Here is a 19,178-nt window from a genome sequence, read left to right as displayed (position 1 = left end):
GTATTGTCGCACCCCTTCTAACTCCGCCGTAACCGGAAACGTCCTGCGTCTCCGGGACTCTGACTTTCTGTGGGGAGCGGGGCGTCGGCCAAGCCAGACCGCCCGCTGGAGGAGTAGACCTTGAAAATCAACTCGATGCGGGAGCGCCTTCTGGCCTCCACGATGATGGGCAGCGCCCTGGCGCTCGCCCTTGCTGCGACTCCGGCCTTCGCTCAGCAGGCCGACGTCGAGGAACTGGTGGTCACCGGCTCGCGCATTCCGCAGCCCAACCTGGTCACCACCAGCCCGGTGACCCAGGTGACCGGCGCCGACATCGACACGGCGGGCGTGACCCGCGTCGAAGACCTCGTCAACCAGCTGCCGCAGGCCTTCGCCGCGCAGAACTCGACGGTGTCCAACGGCTCGACCGGCACCGCGACCGTCGACCTCCGCGGCCTCGGCGCGACCCGCACGCTCGTCCTCGTCGACGGCAAGCGGATGCCCTACGGCTCGCCCCTGCAAGGCGGCTCGGCTCCCGACCTGAACCAGATCCCGGGCCAGCTCGTCGAGCGTGTTGAAGTCCTGACCGGCGGCGCTTCGGCCGTGTACGGCTCGGACGCCCTCTCCGGCGTCGTGAACTTCATCATGCGCAAGAACTTCGAAGGCGTCGAAGTCGACCTGCAGCACGCCTTCTACATGCACCACAACGACTATGACGGCCCGGGCAACCTGCGGAACGTCATCGCCGGCCGCGCCGCCACCAACCCGGCGCAGTACAAGCTGCCGGACGACAACGTCATGGACGGCAAGAGCTGGGAATACAACCTGATCATGGGCGTGAACGCCCCCGACGGTAAGGGCAACATCACCGCCTACGTCGGCTACCGGAACAACGACGCCATCCTGCAGGCCAACCGCGACTTCTCGGCCTGCTCGCTCGGCGCGTCGTTCAACAACGGCGGCAACGACTTCACCTGCGGCGGCTCGGGCACCTCGTTCCCGGGTCAGTTCACCCCGGACTTCGCCGCCGGCAACGTCTTCACGATCGGCGGCACCGCTGCGGCGCCGACCTTCGTGCCCTACAGCACCACTGCGAACGCCTACAACTTCGGCCCGCTGAACTACTTCCAGCGTCCCGACGAACGCTACGTCCTGGGCATGTTCGGCAACTACCAGATCTCGGACACCGTCGAGGTCTATTCGCAGCTGATGTTCATGAACTACCAGACGGTGGCCCAGATCGCCCCGTCGGGTAACTTCTTCAACACCTCCTCGATCAACTGCGGCAGCCCGTTGCTGTCGGCGCAGCAGCGCACGACCATCGGGTGCGACGCCGCCGAGATCGCCGCCGACGCCTCAACGCCGCTCTTCATCGGCCGTCGTAACGTGGAAGGCGGCGGCCGCCAGGACGACCTCGAGTACATCACCTACCGTGGTGTCCTGGGCCTCCGCGGCAACATCACCGAGGGCTGGGACTACGACATCTCCGCCCAGTACGCGAAGGTCAGCCTCTCGCGGACCTACCTGAACGACTTCTCCGTGACCCGCCTGGGCCGGGCGCTCGACGTCATCTCGGTGAACGGCGTGCCCACCTGCCGCTCGGTGACCACCGGCGAAGACCCGAACTGCGTGCCCTACAACATCTTCCAGCCGGGCGGCGTGACGAGCGAGGCCCTGAACTACCTGCAGATCCCGCTCGTGCTGCGCGGCCACACCGTGCAGACGGTGGTGACCGCGGCCGTCACCGGCGACCTCGGCACCGTGGGCATCCAGAGCCCCTGGTCCGAGCGTGCGGTGCAGCTGGCGTTCGGCGCCGAGTACCGCCGCGACGGCCTGAAGACCACTCCGGACACCTCGTTCCAGACCGGCGAAGGCGCCGGCCAGGGCGGGGCCACCCTGGGCGTGTCGGGCACCACCGAGGTGTACGACATCTTCGCCGAAGTGCAGGTGCCGCTGATCGAGGACATGCCGTTCGCGCGGCTGGTCTCCCTCGACGCCGCCTACCGCTGGTCCGACTACCAGGGCCGTGAATCGACCAACACCTGGAAGGTGGGCGCCGACTGGGCTCCGGTGGAAGACGTGCGCTTCCGCGGCAGCTTCCAGAAGGCGGTCCGCGCCCCCAACGTGATCGAGCTGTTCACCGGCCAGGGCTTCAACCTGTTCGACATGGACGACGATCCCTGCGGCCCGACGGGCACGGCCACTCTGGCCCAGTGCGTCGCCACCGGCGTGCCGGCGGCGGCCTTCCGCTCCCCGGCGCTCACCAGCCCGGCCGGCCAGTACAACTTCCTGCAGGGCGGCAACCCGGACCTGAACCCGGAAGAAGGCGAGACCACCACCTTCGGCGTGGTGTTCACCCCGACCTTCCTGCCGGGCTTCAACTTCTCGGTGGACTACTTCAAGATCACCGTGGACGGCCTGGTCTCCACCTTCGGCGCCCTCAACGTCCTGGAAGCCTGCTACCAGCAGAACATCCAGGCCCAGTGCGCGCGGATCAACCGCAACAACCTCGGCCAGCTGTGGGTCGGCGAAGGTCACGTCGAGGACCTCAACACCAACATCGGCGGCCTGCAGACCAGCGGCGTCGACGTGGTGGCCAACTACGGCCTCGAACTTGAGCGCTTCGGCCTGTCGGACGTGGGCCGGCTGTCGTTCAACTTCGTCGGCACCTGGCTGAAGGAACTGGTGATCGACCCGGGCCCGCTCGTGGACGCCTACGACTGCGCCGGCTTCTACGGCAACCAGTGCTCGGACAACGCGCCGCCGAACCCCGAGTGGCGTCACCGCTTCCGGGTCAGCTGGCAGAGCCCCTGGAACCTCGAGGTCTCCGGCACCTGGCGGCACTTCTCCGAAGTGACGATCTACCAGGATCCGCCCACCACGAACGTGCGTCCGGACCGGACCCTGGAAGCCCAGAACTACTTCGACCTCGCCGCGACGTGGCAGGTGCGTGACAACGCCCGGCTTCGCTTCGGCGCCAACAACATCTTCGACCGCGATCCGCCGCTGTCGTCGATCGTTGGCACCACCGGCAACGGCAACACCTATCCCCAGACCTACGACGCTCTGGGCCGCTACGTGTTTATCGGCCTGACCGCCAACTTCTAAGGCGTCGGCTGAAAGCCTGAAGTTCGGGGGCGGTGGAGCAATCCACCGCCCCCTTTCTTTTGGGGCGTGGGTGTATACCGCTGGGCGCCAGCAAGGTTCGGAGTGAAGGGTGAGTTCGACGACGGCGCAGCAGGCGGTGGACCTTGTCCGGGCGGTCCAGGGCGCCCTGACCCGCGGCGACGGCCGCACCGCGCTTAGGCTCGCCCAGGAGGCGGAGGCCGCGCTCCCGCGCGACGCCGACATCAAGCTGCAGAAGGCGCTGGCCCAGCGGGTGCTCGGCGACCTGGCCGGCGCGATCGCCACCATCGACGACGCCCTCGCCATCGAGCCCTATCACTTCGTCGCGCTGCTCTCGAAGGCCTCGCTCGTCGAGCGGCTTTCAGGGGAGCGGGCGGCCGCCGTCCACTACCGCAACGCGCTCGCCGCCGCCCCGCATGACCTGCCGGGCCCTCTGCAGGCGCCGGCCGAGCACGGCCGGCAGGTGATCCAGCGCACCGACGCCGCCCTGGAAGCCCACCTGCGCGCCCGCACCGCCGAGGTCCAGGCCGACTGCACGGCCCAGGGCCGCAAGCGGTTTGAGGAGTCTGTGGGCATCTTCTCAGGCCGGGCGCCGGCCTACGTCCAGCAGCCGCTCTACCTGCACTACCCGCGCCTGCCGGCGATCCCGTTCTACGAGCGCGAGCAGTTCCCCTGGCTCGCCGAGCTGGAGGCCGCCACCGACACCATCCGCGGTGAGCTGGACGGCGCCCTGGCGCAGGCCGGCGACGACTTCGCCCCCTACATCCAGTACCCGAAGGGCGCGCCCGTGAACCAATGGGGCGAGCTCAACCACAACCGGCGCTGGAGCTCCTTCTTCCTCTGGCGCGACGGCGAGCGGCAGGGCCAGGCCTGCGCCCTGTGCCCGAAGACGGCGGCCCTGCTGGAAAGCCTGCCGATGGCCGACCAGCCGGGCTTCGCGCCCACCGCCATGTTCTCGGCGCTGGACGCCAAGACGCACATCCCGCCGCACACCGGCTCGACCAACGTCCGCCTGCTCTGCCACCTGCCGCTGATCCTGCCCGGCCCCGCCCGCTTCCGGGTGGGCGGCGAGACGCGCGAATGGAAGATGGGCGAGGCCTGGGTCTTCGACGACACCATCGAGCACGAGGCGTGGAACGACGCCGACCAGCTGCGGGTCATCCTGATCTTCGACGTCTGGAACCCGCTGCTCGACGAAGGCGAGCGGGCCCTCGTCACCGCCATGCTGGCGGCAAAGAAAGAGTTCTTCGGCGGCTAGGGCAGGGGCGTGGGCGCCAGCACCATCGCGCCGCGCTCGCGCATGCGCGCCTGCGCGACCTCGTCCAGGATCGCCTCGGCGCGCGGGTCGCCGAACAGCCAGGCCGCCGCGGCCAGGGTGCGGGCTGAGCTCGCCTGCACGCCCAGCAGCTTCTCCAGCGTCTCCATCGGCGAGGCCTGCGGCGTCATCCGCCGCAGCGGCACGTCGCCGTCCAGCCTGGCCAGCGCCTTGGCCCGGTCCACGGCCTGGTAGAAGCCGCCCAGCTCGTCCACGAGCCCCAGCGACTTGGCCTGGGCGCCGGTCCACACCCGGCCGCGGGCGATCTCGCGCACCCGCTCCGGCGGCAGCTTCCGCCCCACCGACACCCGGGTGATGAAGTTCGCATAGATGGTGTCCATCCAGCGGGAGAAGACCGTACGCTCCTGCGGGGTGAACTCGCGCCCGAGCGCGAAGGCGCCGGCGTTGGGGTTGCCGACGCTCAGCTGCTCCACGTTGACGCCGAACCGCTCCAGGGCCGGGCCCACGGCGAACTTGCCGCCGAACACCCCGATCGAGCCCGTCAGCGTGGTCGGCTGGGCGACGATGGCCGAGGCTTCGGACGCCACCCAGTAGCCGCCCGAGGCGGCGTAGGTGCCCATCGACACCACCACGGGCTTGCCGGCCGTCTTGGCCGCGCGGATCGCCGATAGGATCTGCTCCGAGGCGGTGTCGGACCCGCCCGGCGAGTTCACCCGGAAGACGATCGCCTTGACGTCCTTGTTGCGGATGGCGGTGTAGAAGGCGTTCGCAACCTCGTCCGAATAGATGCTGGAGCCCCCGGTGAAGGGGTTGCTGGCCCCGCCGTCGCCGGTGACGATGGCGCCTTCGCCCTCGATCACCGCGATCTGCGGCCCCGTGCGCCGTTCGCGCCGGACGGCGCCGTAGTCGTCGAAGTTGATCACCTGGGCGCCCTCGCCGGCCCGGCGGATCAGCGCCATCTGCGCGTCGCGGACCTGGCCCAGGCGGTCGATCAGCTTCAGTCGAAGCGCCTCTTCGGCGAGGTAGGGGCCGGCCTCCAGGGCGCCGCGCAACGCGTCGGGCGCCATCTTGCGGTCGGCCGCCGCGGTCCCGACGCCGGAGGCGTAGACCGAGCCCATCCAGGAGAGCTGCGCCTCGCGGTGCGGCGCCGTGTAGTCGTCGTAGAGGTAGCCGTTGACCGCGTTCTTGTACTCGGCGCGCTGCTCGAAGTCGGGCTTGATGCCGTACTTGTCGAAGAACCGCTTCAGGAAGACGTCCTCGCTGGCCAGGCCCGTGACCTGGAACGAGGCGCCCGGCTGCATCCAGAGCTCGTCGGCAGAGGCGCCGACCATGTAGGTCGAGGTCACCACGCCGGAGGGATAGAGCCCCTGGCTGTGGGCGATGACCGGCTTGCCCGAGCTGCGGAAGTGGCGGATCGCCAGCCGCAGCTCGTCGGCCATGCCGGGCTCCATGCCGCCTTCCGGCAGGCGGACCAGCAGCGCCTTGACCTTCTCGTCGGTCTCCGCCCGCCGCAGCCCCTCGATGATGGTCATCACCGACGCCGAGCGCCGTCCGAACCCGGCCAGGGGGTTCTGCGGCGCCTGGTCGGTGAGCGAGTCGCGCAGGTCCAGCTCCAGCACCGTGCGCGCCGGAACCGGGGCCGGCCCCGCGGCGCTCGCGGCCATCGAGATCAGCACGAACGGCACGCCGACCATGAAGATCATCAGCCCGGCGAACACGCCGGCCGCGGTGATCAGGAACTGCTTCATGCGACGGCCTGTCGCACACATTTTGCAATGCGGGAAGGCGCGAGAGACCTGCTAGAACACTACAGGAACAAACAGGAGTCTCTCGTGGCCCGCCGCGCCGGCAGCGCCGACCTCCCGCTCCACGGCGGCCGCGTGCCCGCCTGGCTCGGCGAGCGCATGACCAGGCTCGGCGCCGTGATCAGCGAAGCCATCGTCCTGGAGTACGGCCGCGACGAGCTCCTGCGCCGGCTGGCGCACCCCTTCTGGTTCCAGTCCTTAGGCGCCGTGATGGGCATGGACTGGCACTCCTCCGGCATCACCACCAGCGTCATCGGCGCCCTGAAGCGCGGCCTGCCCCGCGAGCTCGGGCTCACTGTCTGCGGCGGCCGCGGCAGGCACTCGCGCAAGATCCCGGCCGAGCTCGCCGCCGTCGGCGACCGCGTCGGCCTCGACGGCGCGGCGCTCGGGAACGCCAGCCGCCTCGTCGCCAAGGTGGACTCCGCCGCCGTCCAGGACGGCTTCGACCTCTACCTCCACGGCTTCATCGTCGCCGACGACGGCCACTGGGTCGTTGTCCAGCAGGGCATGAACGGCGACCGCCGCCAGGCCCGCCGCTACCACTGGCTCTCCGAGGGCCTGGAGAGCTTCGTCGACGCGCCCCACGCCGCCATCGAAGGCCGCGGGCAGGGCGCCATCGTCAACCTCACCGACCGCCGCGCGGCCGCCTCCCGCCACGCCCAGCTGGAGCTGCTGCGCGATCTCGGCCCGGACGGCCTTGCCCGAGAGGCGGCGCGTCTCACCGCCCCGGCCAAGCCCGCGCCGCAGCCGCTGCTGCCGCACCTGGTCATGCCGGATCATCATGACGTCCGCCCGGACGACGTGGTCACCCGGCGCCTGCACGGCGCCCTGGCGGCCGCCGCCGAACAGGGGCCCAAGGACTTCGCCGACCTGCTGCTGGTCCCCGGCGTCGGCGCCCGGACGGTCCGCACCCTGGCCATGGTCGCCGAGGTGGTGCACGGGGCGCCCTGCCGCTTCTCCGACCCGGCGCGGTTCTCGCTGGCGCTGGGCGGCAAGGACCGCCACCCGTTCCCAGTCCCCACCAAGGTCTACGACCAAACCATCCAGGTGCTGAAGACGGCGGTGACGAAGGCGAAGCTGGGGGACGACGAGCGGCTGAGCGCCATCAAGCGCCTAGACGATCAGGCCCGCCTGCTGGAGCGCCGCGCCGGCGGCCCATCCGTGGAGGCTTACATTGCCGAGGAGAACGCTCGCTCGCACGACTACGGCGGCCGCAGCATCTTCGGGTGGGAACAGCCGCCGCCCCGCGAGGAGGCCGGCTGAAATCTAGGGACGTTGGGCGGCGCGGAGAGATGGTCGGAGTGGCAGGATTCGAACCTGCGACCCCCGCGTCCCGAACACGGTGCTCTACCAGACTGAGCTACACTCCGACTTGGGAGGGCGCCTTATAGGGGTGCAATTTCCGGCGCGCAAGGAGCCCCGGGGGCGTTGCATCGGCAGGGGTCGTGCGCTATCTCCACGCCCTCGCGAGGGCCACCCCCTCCCGCACCCTTCCTGCTGGGGAATGGTGTAATGGTAACACTGCGGTTTTTGGTACCGTCATTCTAGGTTCGAGTCCTAGTTCCCCAGCCAAGGAACTCCCCCCGATCGCGACGCCGATCTCCTGCGCGTTGACGTAGTGCGCGCCCTCGGGCCCGCCGCCTCGCCGCACCTTCAACCGGCGGGCGATAGATGCTTCCAAGGTCCTCCCCCTGCGCTAAGAGTGTTTCTCCTGCATGGGCCCGGTGGGCTCGGCGTACAGGCGAGCTCCCATGGCCCTTGTGAAGACATCGAAGATTGCGCGAGGCGGCGAGGGCGTCGCCGCGCTCCCCACCGCTGACGCCACCCCCGCTCCGGCGCGGGCGCGGGCTCGGGCGCCCAGCCAGGACAAGCTGTCGGAACGGATCGCGGCGGCGACCGAGGAGCTGGCGGCGGGTCTCACCGAAGCGTCGGCCGCGGCCGAGGAGCTTCGCCGCGCCATGGAACAGATCGCGGCGGGCGCAGAGGAAGCGGCCGGCGGGTCGCAGGAGCAGCTGGCGTCGATCAGCGGGGTGCTGGCGAGCCTCGGCGCATCGCGCACCCAGGCGGAGGTGTCGCGCAGGCGCACGGAGGGCCTGCAGATCGTCCTGGCGGAGACAGCCGTCCAGATCACCACGTCGGTGCGCGCCATCGAGCGAAACGCCGAGCGCCAGGCAGGCTCCGCCGCCGTCACCACCGAACTCGAGCGGCGCGCCCAGGAGATCGGGGAGATCACCCGCACGGTGAGCCGCATCTCCGACCAGACCAACCTGCTGGCGCTGAACGCCGCCATCGAGGCGGCGCGCGCGGGTGACCAGGGCCGCGGTTTCGCGGTGGTCGCCGAAGAGGTGCGCGCCCTGGCTGAAAGCTCCGAACGCAGCGCGGGGGACGTGCAGGGTCTCGCCCAATCCATCCAGACCGAGGTCCTGGCGGTGGCCGAGGCAATCAAGGCCGCGGCCGCCACCGCCACCGAGCAGGCGCGGACCGGGGCCGAGGTGGTCACCACCCTCGAGGCAGTGCGGGCCGACATGGGGCGGATGGCCGAGGCCAGCCAGGACACGCTTACCGCGGCCTTCGAGGCCGAGCGCGCAGCGGCCGAAGCCCAGAAGGGCGCCGAGCAGGTCGCCAGCGCCGCCGAGGAGCAGTCCGCCGGCGCCAGCGAGGCCCAGGCCGCGATACAGCAGCAGGCGGCGTCGCTGGACGAGGGTCAGGTGGCGGCCCAGTCGCTCGCCGCCCTGGCGGACGATCTGCGGGCCGGCCGGGCGGATTCGACGACTGCCGAGCAGATCGCGACGGCCGCAGAGCAGCTTTCCGCGGCGATCCAGGAACTGTCCGGCGCCTCCACCGAGATCATGGCCGCCGTGGAGCAGATCAGCAGCAGCGCCCAGGAACAGGCCGCAGCCACCCAGGAGGCCGCTGCAGCCCTGGCGCAAATCGAGAAGAGCGCCCGGCTCGCTCAGGCCAACGCCGCGAGCGGCGACGAGCGTGTGGCCGCCGCCGAGACGACCCTCAGGTCCAGCCGCATGGCCGTGGAAGCCCTTGTCGCCGGGGTGGAGAGCTCGCTCACCACCACCCGGGAGAGCCTGACGGCGATCGCGCGCCTGGAGTCCTTCGGCCGCGGAATCCAGCGGATCGTCGACGAGATCACCCTGGTGGCCGTGCAGACCAGCATGCTGGCGGTGAGCGGATCTGTGGAGGCCGCCCGCGCCGGGCAGGCCGGGCGCGGCTTCGCCGTCGTCTCGAACGACGTCCGCGGGCTGGCGCGCGAGGCTTCGGAAAGCGTCGGCCACATCAAGACGACCGTGACCGGGATCCTCGACCAGATCGCCGTGCTGCGGCGGGAGCTGGAGCAGGCTGTGTCCGCCGCGGAGAGCGAGGCGCAGAACAATCGCGGCATAAGCGCGGCGCTGGAGCGCCTGGACGAGGAACTGGCCCAGCTGAAGGCCGCAAACCGCACGATCACCGAGGGCGCGGAAGCCATTCTGTCGGCCGCCACCCAGACGGCGGAGGGCGCGCGGCAAGTGGCTGCGGCCGCCGAGGAGGCGGGCGCCGCGTCCCGGCAGGCGGCCACCGCGGCGATCGAGCAGGCTCGCGGGGCGGAGGACTTGGCCGCCGCCATCGAGGAGATCGCCTCCCTGGCGGACGAGCTGAAGACCCAGCATGCCTGAGCCGGAGGCCGACTCCGCCACCGAGGCGCGCCGCTTCCTGACCTTCCGCAGCGGGGCGAACCTCTACGCCCTGCCGGCCGAACGGGTCTCGGAGATCATCCATGTGCCGCCGGCGGCCCGGTTGCCGCATGGGCCGAGCAGCCTCCTGGGCCTCGCGAACCTGCGCGGCCGGGTGCTGCCGCTCGCCAGCCTCCGCGGCCTTCTCGGCCGGCCGGAGGCCGCCAGCACCTCGGCGGCCCGCGCCATCGTCCTGGATGCCGGCGCGCCGGTTGCGGTGGCCGTGGACGCCGTCGAGGGCCTGGTCGCCGTCGATCCGGACAGGATCGAGCACCGCCAGGCCGACGCGGCCGCCGAGGACGGCGAGCAGCTGGCGGGCGCGTTCCGCACGGCCGGCGGGGTCGCCAAGGTGCTCGACATCGGCGCGCTGCTGCAGGCGGCGTTCACGCCTCGGGCTCGGGCGGAGCGAGCGGTAGGCGTGGCCTCTGCCACGGACGCAGGCCTCCTCGAAACGGCCGACGATCGGCAGAAGCTAATCACCTTCGACGTGGCGGACCAGGAGTACGGCCTTGCTCTGGAGCAGGTCCGCGAGATCCTCGACGCGCCGGCGGATACCGCTGTCGCTCCGGGGAGCGAGGCCCTCGTGTTGGGGGTGACCGCCTACCGCGACACCCTCCTGCCGCTGCTCTCCCTGCGGGGGCTGCTCGGCCTGCCGCTGGCGGCCGCCGACGGGCGGGACAAGGTGGTGGTGGCCCAGGTGGGCGGCGCCCTCGTGGGCCTCGTCGCCGACCGCATGCGCTCGCTGATCGCCGCCGAGCCCGGCCTCGTCGAGCCGACGCCCGCCATGCTCGCGGCGCGCACCGGGGGCGAAGCCAAGGTGAAGGCCATCTACCGCGGAGAGGGGGGACGACGCCTGGTCTCCATCCTCGACGCCGAGCAGCTGTTCCGGGAGGACGTCATGCAGAAGCTCGGAAGCCGGGAGGCGGCGCCGCACGGCGGCGGGGCGGCGGCGGCCGAGGCCCAGCTGCAGTTCCTGGTCTTCCGGCTCGGCGCGAACGAATTCGGGCTGCCGATCGAGACCGTCGACGAGGTGGCGCGCGTCCCGGAACAGATCACCCGCGTCCCCAAGACCCCGGCCTTCCTCGAAGGCGTGATCAACCTGCGCGGCGAGGTGTTGCCGGTGGTGGACCAGCGGCGGCGCTTCGACATGGCGCCGGCCGACGACGCCCAGGCCCGGCGGCTCGTGGTCCTGCGCACCGAGCGCCACCGCGCCGGGGTGATCGTGGACGCGGTGTCCGAGGTGCTGCGCTGCACGGCGGCGGACATCGAAGAGGCTCCGGACCTGACCGGCGAGGCCACCCGCCTCGTCCACGGCGTCGTGAACCTGGAGGCGCAGGGCAGGCTGGTGCTGCTGCTCGATCCTTCCGAGCTCCTCACCCGCGCCGAGCGCAGCCTCCTCGACGCCTTCCAGCCGGACGCCGCCCAGGTCGCCTCGTGATCCGCATCCTTGCGGTCGACGACTCCGCCCTGGTGCGCAAGCTGCTTGGCCAGGTGTTCGCCGCCGAGCCGGATTTCGAGGTCGAGTTCGCGCGCACCGGGCTGGAGGCCCTGGAGCGCCTGGCGGAGTTCGCGCCGGACGTGGTGACTCTCGACGTCCACATGCCGGGGCTGGACGGCCTGGCCACCCTCGACCGGATCATGCTCGAGCGCCCCTGCCCGGTGGTCATGCTCTCGGCTCTCACGGCGGAGGGGGCGGAGACCACCTTGCAGGCGCTGCGCCTGGGCGCCGTCGATTTCGTGGCCAAGCCCGGCGGGGCGGTGTCCCTCAAGCTGGACGAGTTCGCGCCGGAGTTGGTGGCCAAGGTGCGTTCGGCGGCGAAGTCCCACATCCGTCCGACGCTGCGGCTCCAGGAGCGCGTGCGCCACCGCATCGGCGGTTCGCCGCGGCCGCGCGTCCGGGAGCGGGCGCTCGTGCCGGCCACCGGGGCAGGGCTGGTCCTGGTCGGGGTCTCGACGGGCGGGCCGCCGGCGCTGGAGCACCTGCTCACGCCGCTGCCGGCGACCTTCCCCTGGCCCATCGTCATCGTCCAGCACATGCCGGCGACCTTCACTGGCCCGCTCTCGCGCCGGCTCGACGGCATCTGCGCGATCGACGTGAAGGAGGTTTCCGAGCCGGTGCGGCTGGAGCCGGGATGCGCCTACATCGGACGCGGCGACAGTGACCTCGTGGTCACCCGCCGGTCCGGGAGCCTCTGCGCCGAGTCCGTCCCCTCCGACCCGCAGCATCGCTGGCACCCCAGCGCGGAGCGGCTGGTCCGGTCCGCCATGGACGTCGTGCCGGCGTCCCAGCTGGTGGGCATACTCATGACCGGCATGGGCGATGACGGCGCACAGGCGATGACCGAGCTCCATGCCGCCGGCGGCCGCACCATCGCCGAGGCGGAAGAGACCGCCGTGGTCTGGGGCATGCCGGGCGAGCTCGTGAAGGCGGGAGGTGCGGATTACGTCGTCCCGGTGCAGAAGATCGCCGAGCGCCTGCAGAAGCTGACCCCCTGACATGCCCCTGATCCGCAAACCCGCCGACGCGCAATCGCCGCCCTCGGCCCCGGCCGCCGACCTCAGGTCGACGTCGGCCGACGCCCGCTGGCACGCCGCCCGCGCCTCGGCCACCGTCGGGGACGTCCACGCCCTGGCCGAGGCGCTCGCGGTGGAAGCCGATCCCCGGGTCCGGGAGGCCATCCTCACCAGCTTGGCGCGCATCTCCACGCCGGCCGCCGCGCACGCCGTGGTCCCCTATGTGCGCTCAGACGACGCCGGCCTGCGCACCGCGGCCCTGGACGCGCTCAGGGCCATGCCGGCGGCCGTGGCCACGAGCCTTCCCGCGCTTCTGGATGACCCCGACGCCGACGTACGGCTGCTGGCCTGCGAGGTGGTCCGTGAGCTGCCCGGGCCCGAGGCGTCGCAGCTGCTGGCCGAGCTGCTCGAGCGGGAGGCGGAGGCGAACGTCTGCGGCGCGGCGATCGAGGTCCTGGCCGAGGTCGGCGGGCCGGGCGTCCTGCCCGCGCTCGCGCGCTGTGAGGCGCGCTTCGCGGACCAGCCCTTCCTGGTCTTTTCCGCCCGCGTGGCCGCCGAACGCATCGCCGCACGGCCAGGCGACCTGCTTGGCTGATCCCGTCCCCCTTTCAGAAGAAGAGTTCAGCCGGCTCTCCGAGTTCCTCTACCGGCGCACGGGCATGGTCTTCAACGAGACCAAGCGCTACTACGTCCAGCGGCGGGTGGACGATCGAATGGCGGCGACCCAGGCCACATCCTTCGCCAGCTACTTCGCGCGCCTGCGCAGCGACCTGAACGGCGAAGTCGAGCAGTTCATCAACGCCTTCACGGTCAACGAGACCTACTTCTACCGCGAGGAGCACCAGCTCAGCTGCCTGACGGAGAACATCCTGGCCGAGCGTCTGCAGGTCCATCGGCGGGGCGACACCATCCGGATCTGGTCGAACCCGTGCTCGACGGGCGAGGAGCCTTTCTCGATCGCGTTGTGGCTCCTGGAGAACTGGCCCGCGGTGGACTCCTACGACGTGGAGATCATCGGCTCGGACATCGACACCCGCGCGCTGCAGGCGGCGGAGGCCGGCGTGTTCGGCAAGCGCGCCCTGATGCGGCTGTCGCCCGAGCTGGTGGCCCGCTACTTCGTGCAGGAGGGCCCCGACAGCTGGCGGATCATCGAGGACCTTCGCAGCTCCGTGCGGTTCACCCCGGTGAACCTCATGGATCCTCAGGAGATGCGACGCCACGGCCGCTTCGACGTCGTCTTCTGCCGCAACGTCCTGATCTATTTCGACGACGCCTCGCGAAGGCTTGCCGCCGAGAACCTGTTCGACAGCCTGGCCCCGGGCGGGTTCATCTGCCTTGGCCATACGGAATCGATGAGCCGGATCTCGCCGCTGTTCCAGGTGCGTCGGTTCGCCGACGCGATCGTCTATCAAAGGCCCATGGAGGGCGCCCATGGCTGACCCTGCGAAGACCCGCGTGCTGGTCATCGACGACGCCAGCCTGGTGCGGATGTACTACCGCGACGCCCTGGAGCGGGCCGGATACGAGGTCGAGGAGGCGCTGAACGGGCTGGAGGCGCTCGAGAAGCTGCTGGTCTCGGCCTTTGACCTGCTCATCGTCGACGTGAACATGCCGCAGATGGACGGGCTGAGCTTCCTCAAGGTCCTGCGGCGCCAGGAATTCCCCGCGTCCCTGACGCCGGCGCTGGTCACCACGACCGAGGCCGGGCCCCAGGACCGCGCGGCCGCGCAGGCGGCCGGGGCCAACTTCTATCTGGTCAAGCCGCTGGCTCCGGAAACCCTGACGGCGTACGCAGCCGTGATGAGCGGCCGGTCATGAACGAGTTCGTCGAACAGTTCCTGATCGAGTGCCGGGAGCTCGTCGAGCAGGGCACGCACGACCTCCTGGCGCTGGAGGAGCGGCCGGGCGACCGCGAGCGGCTCGACGGCGCGTTCCGCGCCTTCCACACGCTGAAGGGCGCGGCGGGCATCGTGGATTTCGAGGCCATGGCGACGGCGCTCCACGCCGCCGAAGATGTGCTTTCGGCCGCCAGGGCCGGATCCGTCGCCGTGACGCCGGGGCTCATCGGCGATTGCCTGAGCTGTCTGGACCAGGTCGTCCAGTGGCTCGACGCCATGGAGGTCACCGGCGAGCCCCCGCCCGACGCCGCCACGGCGGCCGCGGCCCTCGTCCAGCGGTTCGGGCGCGCACCCGCCGTTCAGGAGGCTCCCGCGGCGCAAGAGGCGCCGAGCGGCGACCTGGGGGTTGTCGCCGCCGAGCTGCTGGGCGCGCAGCTCGCCCTGCTCGACGATACGTCCAGCGAACCGTCCGCCGGACGGACGGGCTCGGCCCTCAAGGTGGCCGCCAACGTCCTGCGCCATGCCGGCCGCGAGACCGACGCGGTGCGGCTGGAGGAGATGCTGGCCAGGCCCGAAGCCCTGCCCCATCCGCGCGCCGCCGCGGCTGCGATCGCCGGCGTGCTGAGCGGCCGGCTGGAGCTAGCGGAGGGGCCGTCTCCCGCGCATCGCGAGACCGCCGAGCCGGTGGCGCGCGGGCTGCGGATCGACATCGAGCGGGTCGACGCCCTGGTCAACCTGACCGCCGAGCTTACGGTCGCCAAGAACGCCCTGGCCCACGCTGCAGCCCGCGCCCGGGCGGGTGAGGACGTGGCGGGCCTACTGCGCGACCAGCACGCCGTGCTCGATCGGCTCGTTGGCGAGCTGCAGGCGGCGGTGCTCAACATCCGCGTGCTGCCGATGCGGCAGGTCTTCCAGCGCTTCCCGCGCCTGGTCCGGGAGATGGTGGTCTCGCTCGGCAAGCCGGCCCACCTCCTGACCGACGGCGAGGGGGTCGAGGCCGACAAGGCCATCGTGGAGGCGCTGTTCGAGCCGCTGCTGCATGTCATCCGCAATGCCGTCGATCACGGCATCGAGGACCCGGCCGCGCGCGAAGCCGCCGGCAAGCCGCCCGGCGCCACCGTACGACTCTCCGCCGCCCGGCACGGCGAGCACGTCATCATCGAGGTGGCCGACGACGGCCGCGGCATTGATGTGGAGAGGGTCCGCCAGAAGGCGCTCGAGCAGGGTGTCGCCGCGCCTGAGGCTCTCGCGGCCATGAGTCCTGCCGAAGTCGTCGAGCTGATCTTCGCCCCGGGGTTCTCCACCGCGGCGCAGGTCACCGGCCTCTCCGGCCGTGGCGTCGGCATGGACGCCGTCCGCACGGCCGTGGAACGGCTGGGCGGGCGCGTTGATGTCGCCAGCCGAGCGGGGGAGGGCACGACTGTCCGCTTCACCCTGCCGTTCACGGTGATGATGAGCCGGGTCATGACGGTCGAGTCGGCCGGGCAGATGTTCGGCATCCCCCTGGAGGCCATCGTGGAGACCATCCGGCTGCCGGGCGAGGCGGTGTCCGGGATCGGGGCGGCGCGCGCCTTCGTCCTGCGCGACCGGACCCTGCCGCTGATCGACCTCGCCCAGCTTCTGGGCGAAGGCGAGGCCTCGGATCTGACGGCGGAGATCACCGTCGTCGTCGTCTCGGCCGCCGGGCAACTTGGCGGCCTGCGCGTCGATCGCCTGGGGGAGCGCATGGACGTCATGCTCAAACCCATGGAAGGCCTGCTCGCCGGGGCCTTCGGAATGGCCGGGACGACCCTCATGGGGGATGGCCGGGTGCTGATCGTCCTGGACCTGCAGGAGCTCCTGCAGTGAGCGGAGCGCATTCAAAGGCTTGCGGGCCGCCGCTTCAGGGTCGAAGAGGACAGTCTGGCGCCTTTCGAGGCACAGAGGTGGGGGTGCAATGGCTTTCAAGATCCTGATCGTCGATGACAGCAAGCTCGCGCGCATGGCTGTCGCCAAGGTGTTGAACACGCTGCGTCCCGAGTGGGCGCGGGTGGAGGCCACCGACGCCGCCGAGGCCATGGCGCTGATCCGGCAGAACGACATCGACATCACGCTCCTCGACTTCAACATGCCCGGCCGGGACGGGCTGGAGCTGGCGGCGGACCTGAAGATGATCCGGCCCGAGATGCCCGTCGCCGTCATCTCTGCGAACGTGCAGCGCGAGGTCGTGACCCGGGCGGGAGAGGCCGGCGCCGCCTTTCTGCCCAAGCCGCTGACGGAATCGGCTCTGGCCGCGTTCCTTGACGAGGCGGAACAGCGGGTGGGCAAGGCGTGACAGATGCCGGGACGACCTTATCCGACCTGGAGCTCGACGCCCTCACCGAGCTGGTGAACATCGGCGTCGGTCGAGCTGCCAACAGCCTGCGCGAGATGGTGGGCGAACAGGTCCTGCTGTCGGTGCCCAACGTGAAGCTGGTGAGCCGGGCGGACGCGATCGGCATCCTGAGCGATCGGGAGGAGAGCCGGCTGGTGGCCGTCCACCAGATTTTCGAGGGCGACATCACCGGCCGCGCCCTGCTGATCTTCCCCGAGACCAAGAGCCTGGAGCTCGTGCGCGCCGTGACCGGGGGGGAACTGCCCCTGGAAGACATCATCGAGCTGGAGCAGGAGGCGCTGGCTGAGACGGGCAACATCATCCTGAACGGCTGCCTCGCCACCATCGCCAACATGCTGCAGCGCAGCTTGAAGATGTCGCTCCCGGAGATCCTGCGGGGCGAGAGCCGCGACCTCTTCAGCCTGGAGCCGCCCCCCGAGGCTGGGGATGTGGTCATGTTCCTCTACATCGACTTCGCCGTCCGCGAGCGGGACATCCGGGGCTACGTCGCGATGCTGATGGACATGCCGTCGCTGACGGCGCTGCGGCTGCTGCTGCAGGAATTCATTGCACGCGCCACGGGCGACGCTGCGCCCACTGCCGATGCCGGGTCCTGACGCCGCCCTGAACAGCGCCGTCCTCGATGCGCTCGACACCGGGATCGTCGTGCTGGACGCCGGTGGCCACGTGACGCTCTGGAACGACTGGATGTTCCGGGCAAGCGGGGTGGAGGCCCCGGCCGCCCTGGGGCGGACCCTCAACGCGATCTTCCCCGGATCGTCGCTGCTGCGGCTGGACGGCGCGATGCGCGAGGCGCTCGAAGCAGGCGCGTCCAGCGTGCTCACCCAGGCGCTGCATCCCAGGCTCTTCCCGCTGAAGACGCGCTCGGGACAGGAGCTGATCCACAACGTCGCCGTCAGGCCGGTGGGGGAGAAGCCCTATCACAGCTGCCTCGTCCAGGTGCTGGACGTCACGGTCTCCACGGAGCGTGAGCGCGTCCTGCGCAAGCGGCAGAACGCGCGCTACGACGCCGTGGTCGACAGCGCGCCGGATCCGATCGTGACGGTCGACGCGGAAGGCCGCATCCAGATGGCCAATCCCGCCGCGGCCCGCGAGCTCGGCTTCAACGGCGTCGAGCTGATCGGCCAGCGCCTGGGCGCACTGCTCGAGGCGCCGGAGACCTGGGAGAGCGCCCTTCGCAGCCTCATGCAAGGCGAGACCTCCAGCTGGCCGCTCGAGGTCACCGCGCTGAGGAAGGACGGCAGTCGCAGCTTCCTGGACGTGTCCGCCTCGGTCTGGTCCAGCGGCTCCGGCTGGTTCGTGACCGCGATCCTGCGCGACGTGAACCAGAGGCGCGCCGACGAGGCGGCGCTGCGGGCGCTCAACGAGAGCCTCGAGGACCGGGTTCGCGAACGCACGGCCGAGCTCGAGCGTGCGCATGAGCAGCTTCGCCAATCGCAGAAGGTGGAAGCGATCGGGCAGCTGACCGGCGGCATAGCGCACGACTTCAACAACCTGCTGACACCGATCCTCGGCGGTCTGGACGTGGTGCAGCGGCGGGGCGTGGGCGACGAGCGTGCACAGCGGTTGATCGAGGGGGCGCTGCAGTCGGCCGAAAGAGCCCGGACGCTGGTTCAGCGCCTTCTCGCCTTCGCCCGCCGCCAGCCGCTTCAACCGACGGCCGTGGACATAGCCAAGCTCGTGAACGACATGTCGGAGCTGGTCGGCAGCACGATCGGGCCACGGATCCGCATCGTGCAGGATGTGGCGGAGGGGCTGCCGTCGGCGCGCGCCGACGTGAACCAGATGGAGATGGCCCTCCTCAACCTGGCGGTGAACGCCCGGGACGCCATGCCCGATGGCGGCGTGCTGACAATCTCCGCGCGGGCGGCGGACGCCGGCCCGAAGTCCAAACTCAGCCCCGGCCGCTACGTCGTCCTCGCGGTGTCCGACACAGGGCACGGGATGGACGAGGCCACGCTTGGCCGGGCAATCGAACCGTTCTTCTCCACCAAGGGGATCGGGAAGGGCACCGGGCTGGGGCTCTCGATGATCCACGGCTTGGCCGCCCAGCTTGGGGGCTCGTTGGAGATTTCGAGCGCGCCGGGCATGGGGACCAACGTCGAGATCTGGCTCCCGGCTGCCGCAGGGGATGGGGCCAAAGCGGAGGAAGCGGTGGCGACGCTCGACGACGAGAGGGGCGCCGGCCATGTGCTCCTGGTCGACGACGAGGACCTCATCCGTTCCGCCACCGCTCAGATGCTCGGTGACCTCGGCTATACCGTGATCGAGGCCAGTTCAGGCCAGGCCGCGCTGCAGCGCCTGGAAGATCCCAGGCTGGTTCTCGTTGTGACGGACCATCTGATGCCCGGCATGACCGGCACCGAACTGGCGCGGGAATGCCAGACCACACGACCCGAGCTGCCGATCCTGATCATCTCCGGCTATGCGGACCTCGACGAGGTTGCGCCGGACCTGCCTCGCCTCACCAAGCCCTTCCGGGAGGCGGAACTCGCGTCGGCTTTGGCCGCGCTCCGGTAATCCGGGCCTGAACATTGATCCACA

14 protein-coding genes and 2 tRNA genes are annotated in these 19,178 nt (G+C 70.7%); 14 read left to right on the top strand and 2 right to left on the bottom strand.

Going from position 1 to position 19,178, the window contains the following annotated elements; genetic code table 11:
* Positions 1-120 precede the first annotated feature (120 nt).
* Complete coding sequence (locus VIL76_RS04445) at positions 121-3,087, top strand: TonB-dependent receptor domain-containing protein (RefSeq protein ID WP_332043788.1); 2,967 nt, start codon at positions 121-123, stop codon at positions 3,085-3,087.
* 109 nt (positions 3,088-3,196) lie between these two features.
* Positions 3,197-4,363: an aspartyl/asparaginyl beta-hydroxylase domain-containing protein gene (locus tag VIL76_RS04440; protein ID WP_332043787.1), complete on the top strand. Its 1,167-nt coding sequence runs from the start codon at positions 3,197-3,199 to the stop codon at positions 4,361-4,363.
* Here VIL76_RS04440 and sppA read toward each other — a convergent pair.
* Positions 4,360-6,129 carry a signal peptide peptidase SppA gene (gene sppA / locus VIL76_RS04435; RefSeq protein ID WP_332043786.1) on the bottom strand — a complete coding sequence of 590 codons (1,770 nt, stop codon included), beginning with the start codon at positions 6,127-6,129 and terminating at the stop codon, positions 4,360-4,362. The genes VIL76_RS04440 and sppA overlap by 4 nt on opposite strands.
* Positions 6,130-6,213: 84 nt before the next feature.
* Here sppA and VIL76_RS04430 point away from each other — a divergent pair, with 84 nt between their 5' ends.
* On the top strand, positions 6,214-7,449 hold the full coding sequence (locus tag VIL76_RS04430) for a DUF763 domain-containing protein (protein WP_332043785.1): 1,236 nt from the start codon (positions 6,214-6,216) through the stop codon (positions 7,447-7,449).
* A 30-nt stretch (positions 7,450-7,479) separates the two neighbouring features.
* Here the strand turns inward: VIL76_RS04430 and VIL76_RS04425 are convergent.
* Positions 7,480-7,556 (bottom strand) — tRNA-Pro (locus VIL76_RS04425).
* A 128-nt stretch (positions 7,557-7,684) separates the two neighbouring features.
* Here VIL76_RS04425 and VIL76_RS04420 point away from each other — a divergent pair.
* The 11 genes from VIL76_RS04420 (at position 7,685) to VIL76_RS04370 (ending at position 19,154) form a co-directional block, all read left to right on the top strand.
* Positions 7,685-7,758 (top strand) — tRNA-Gln (locus VIL76_RS04420).
* Between the two features lie 179 nt (positions 7,759-7,937).
* Positions 7,938-9,851: a methyl-accepting chemotaxis protein gene (locus tag VIL76_RS04415; RefSeq protein ID WP_332043784.1), complete on the top strand. Its 1,914-nt coding sequence runs from the start codon at positions 7,938-7,940 to the stop codon at positions 9,849-9,851.
* Positions 9,844-11,346: a chemotaxis protein CheW gene (locus tag VIL76_RS04410; RefSeq protein WP_332043783.1), complete on the top strand. Its 1,503-nt coding sequence runs from the start codon at positions 9,844-9,846 to the stop codon at positions 11,344-11,346. Before VIL76_RS04415 ends, VIL76_RS04410 begins: the two co-directional genes overlap by 8 nt.
* Complete coding sequence (locus VIL76_RS04405; protein ID WP_332043782.1) at positions 11,343-12,404, top strand: chemotaxis response regulator protein-glutamate methylesterase; 1,062 nt, start codon at positions 11,343-11,345, stop codon at positions 12,402-12,404. Before VIL76_RS04410 ends, VIL76_RS04405 begins: the two co-directional genes overlap by 4 nt.
* 1 nt (position 12,405) lies before the next feature.
* Positions 12,406-13,017: a HEAT repeat domain-containing protein gene (locus VIL76_RS04400; RefSeq protein WP_332043781.1), complete on the top strand. Its 612-nt coding sequence runs from the start codon at positions 12,406-12,408 to the stop codon at positions 13,015-13,017.
* Complete coding sequence (locus tag VIL76_RS04395; protein WP_332043780.1) at positions 13,010-13,861, top strand: protein-glutamate O-methyltransferase CheR; 852 nt, start codon at positions 13,010-13,012, stop codon at positions 13,859-13,861. The genes VIL76_RS04400 and VIL76_RS04395 overlap by 8 nt, the downstream gene beginning before the upstream one ends.
* Positions 13,854-14,240 carry a response regulator gene (locus VIL76_RS04390; RefSeq protein ID WP_332043779.1) on the top strand — a complete coding sequence of 129 codons (387 nt, stop codon included), beginning with the start codon at positions 13,854-13,856 and terminating at the stop codon, positions 14,238-14,240. The genes VIL76_RS04395 and VIL76_RS04390 overlap by 8 nt, the downstream gene beginning before the upstream one ends.
* Positions 14,237-16,108: a chemotaxis protein CheA gene (locus VIL76_RS04385; protein WP_332043778.1), complete on the top strand. Its 1,872-nt coding sequence runs from the start codon at positions 14,237-14,239 to the stop codon at positions 16,106-16,108. The genes VIL76_RS04390 and VIL76_RS04385 overlap by 4 nt, the downstream gene beginning before the upstream one ends.
* Before the next feature lie 88 nt (positions 16,109-16,196).
* Positions 16,197-16,574, top strand: a complete 378-nt coding sequence (locus VIL76_RS04380; protein ID WP_332043777.1) for a response regulator transcription factor — start codon at positions 16,197-16,199, stop codon at positions 16,572-16,574.
* On the top strand, positions 16,571-17,230 hold the full coding sequence (locus VIL76_RS04375) for a chemotaxis protein CheX (protein WP_332043776.1): 660 nt from the start codon (positions 16,571-16,573) through the stop codon (positions 17,228-17,230). Before VIL76_RS04380 ends, VIL76_RS04375 begins: the two co-directional genes overlap by 4 nt.
* Positions 17,217-19,154 carry a PAS domain S-box protein gene (locus VIL76_RS04370; RefSeq protein ID WP_332043775.1) on the top strand — a complete coding sequence of 646 codons (1,938 nt, stop codon included), beginning with the start codon at positions 17,217-17,219 and terminating at the stop codon, positions 19,152-19,154. Before VIL76_RS04375 ends, VIL76_RS04370 begins: the two co-directional genes overlap by 14 nt.
* The last annotated feature ends 24 nt before the right edge of the window (positions 19,155-19,178 follow it).

This window comes from Phenylobacterium sp. (genome assembly GCF_036563285.1).
GTDB lineage: Bacteria > Pseudomonadota > Alphaproteobacteria > Caulobacterales > Caulobacteraceae > Phenylobacterium.
This window is presented reverse-complemented; position numbering and strand designations above follow the sequence as displayed.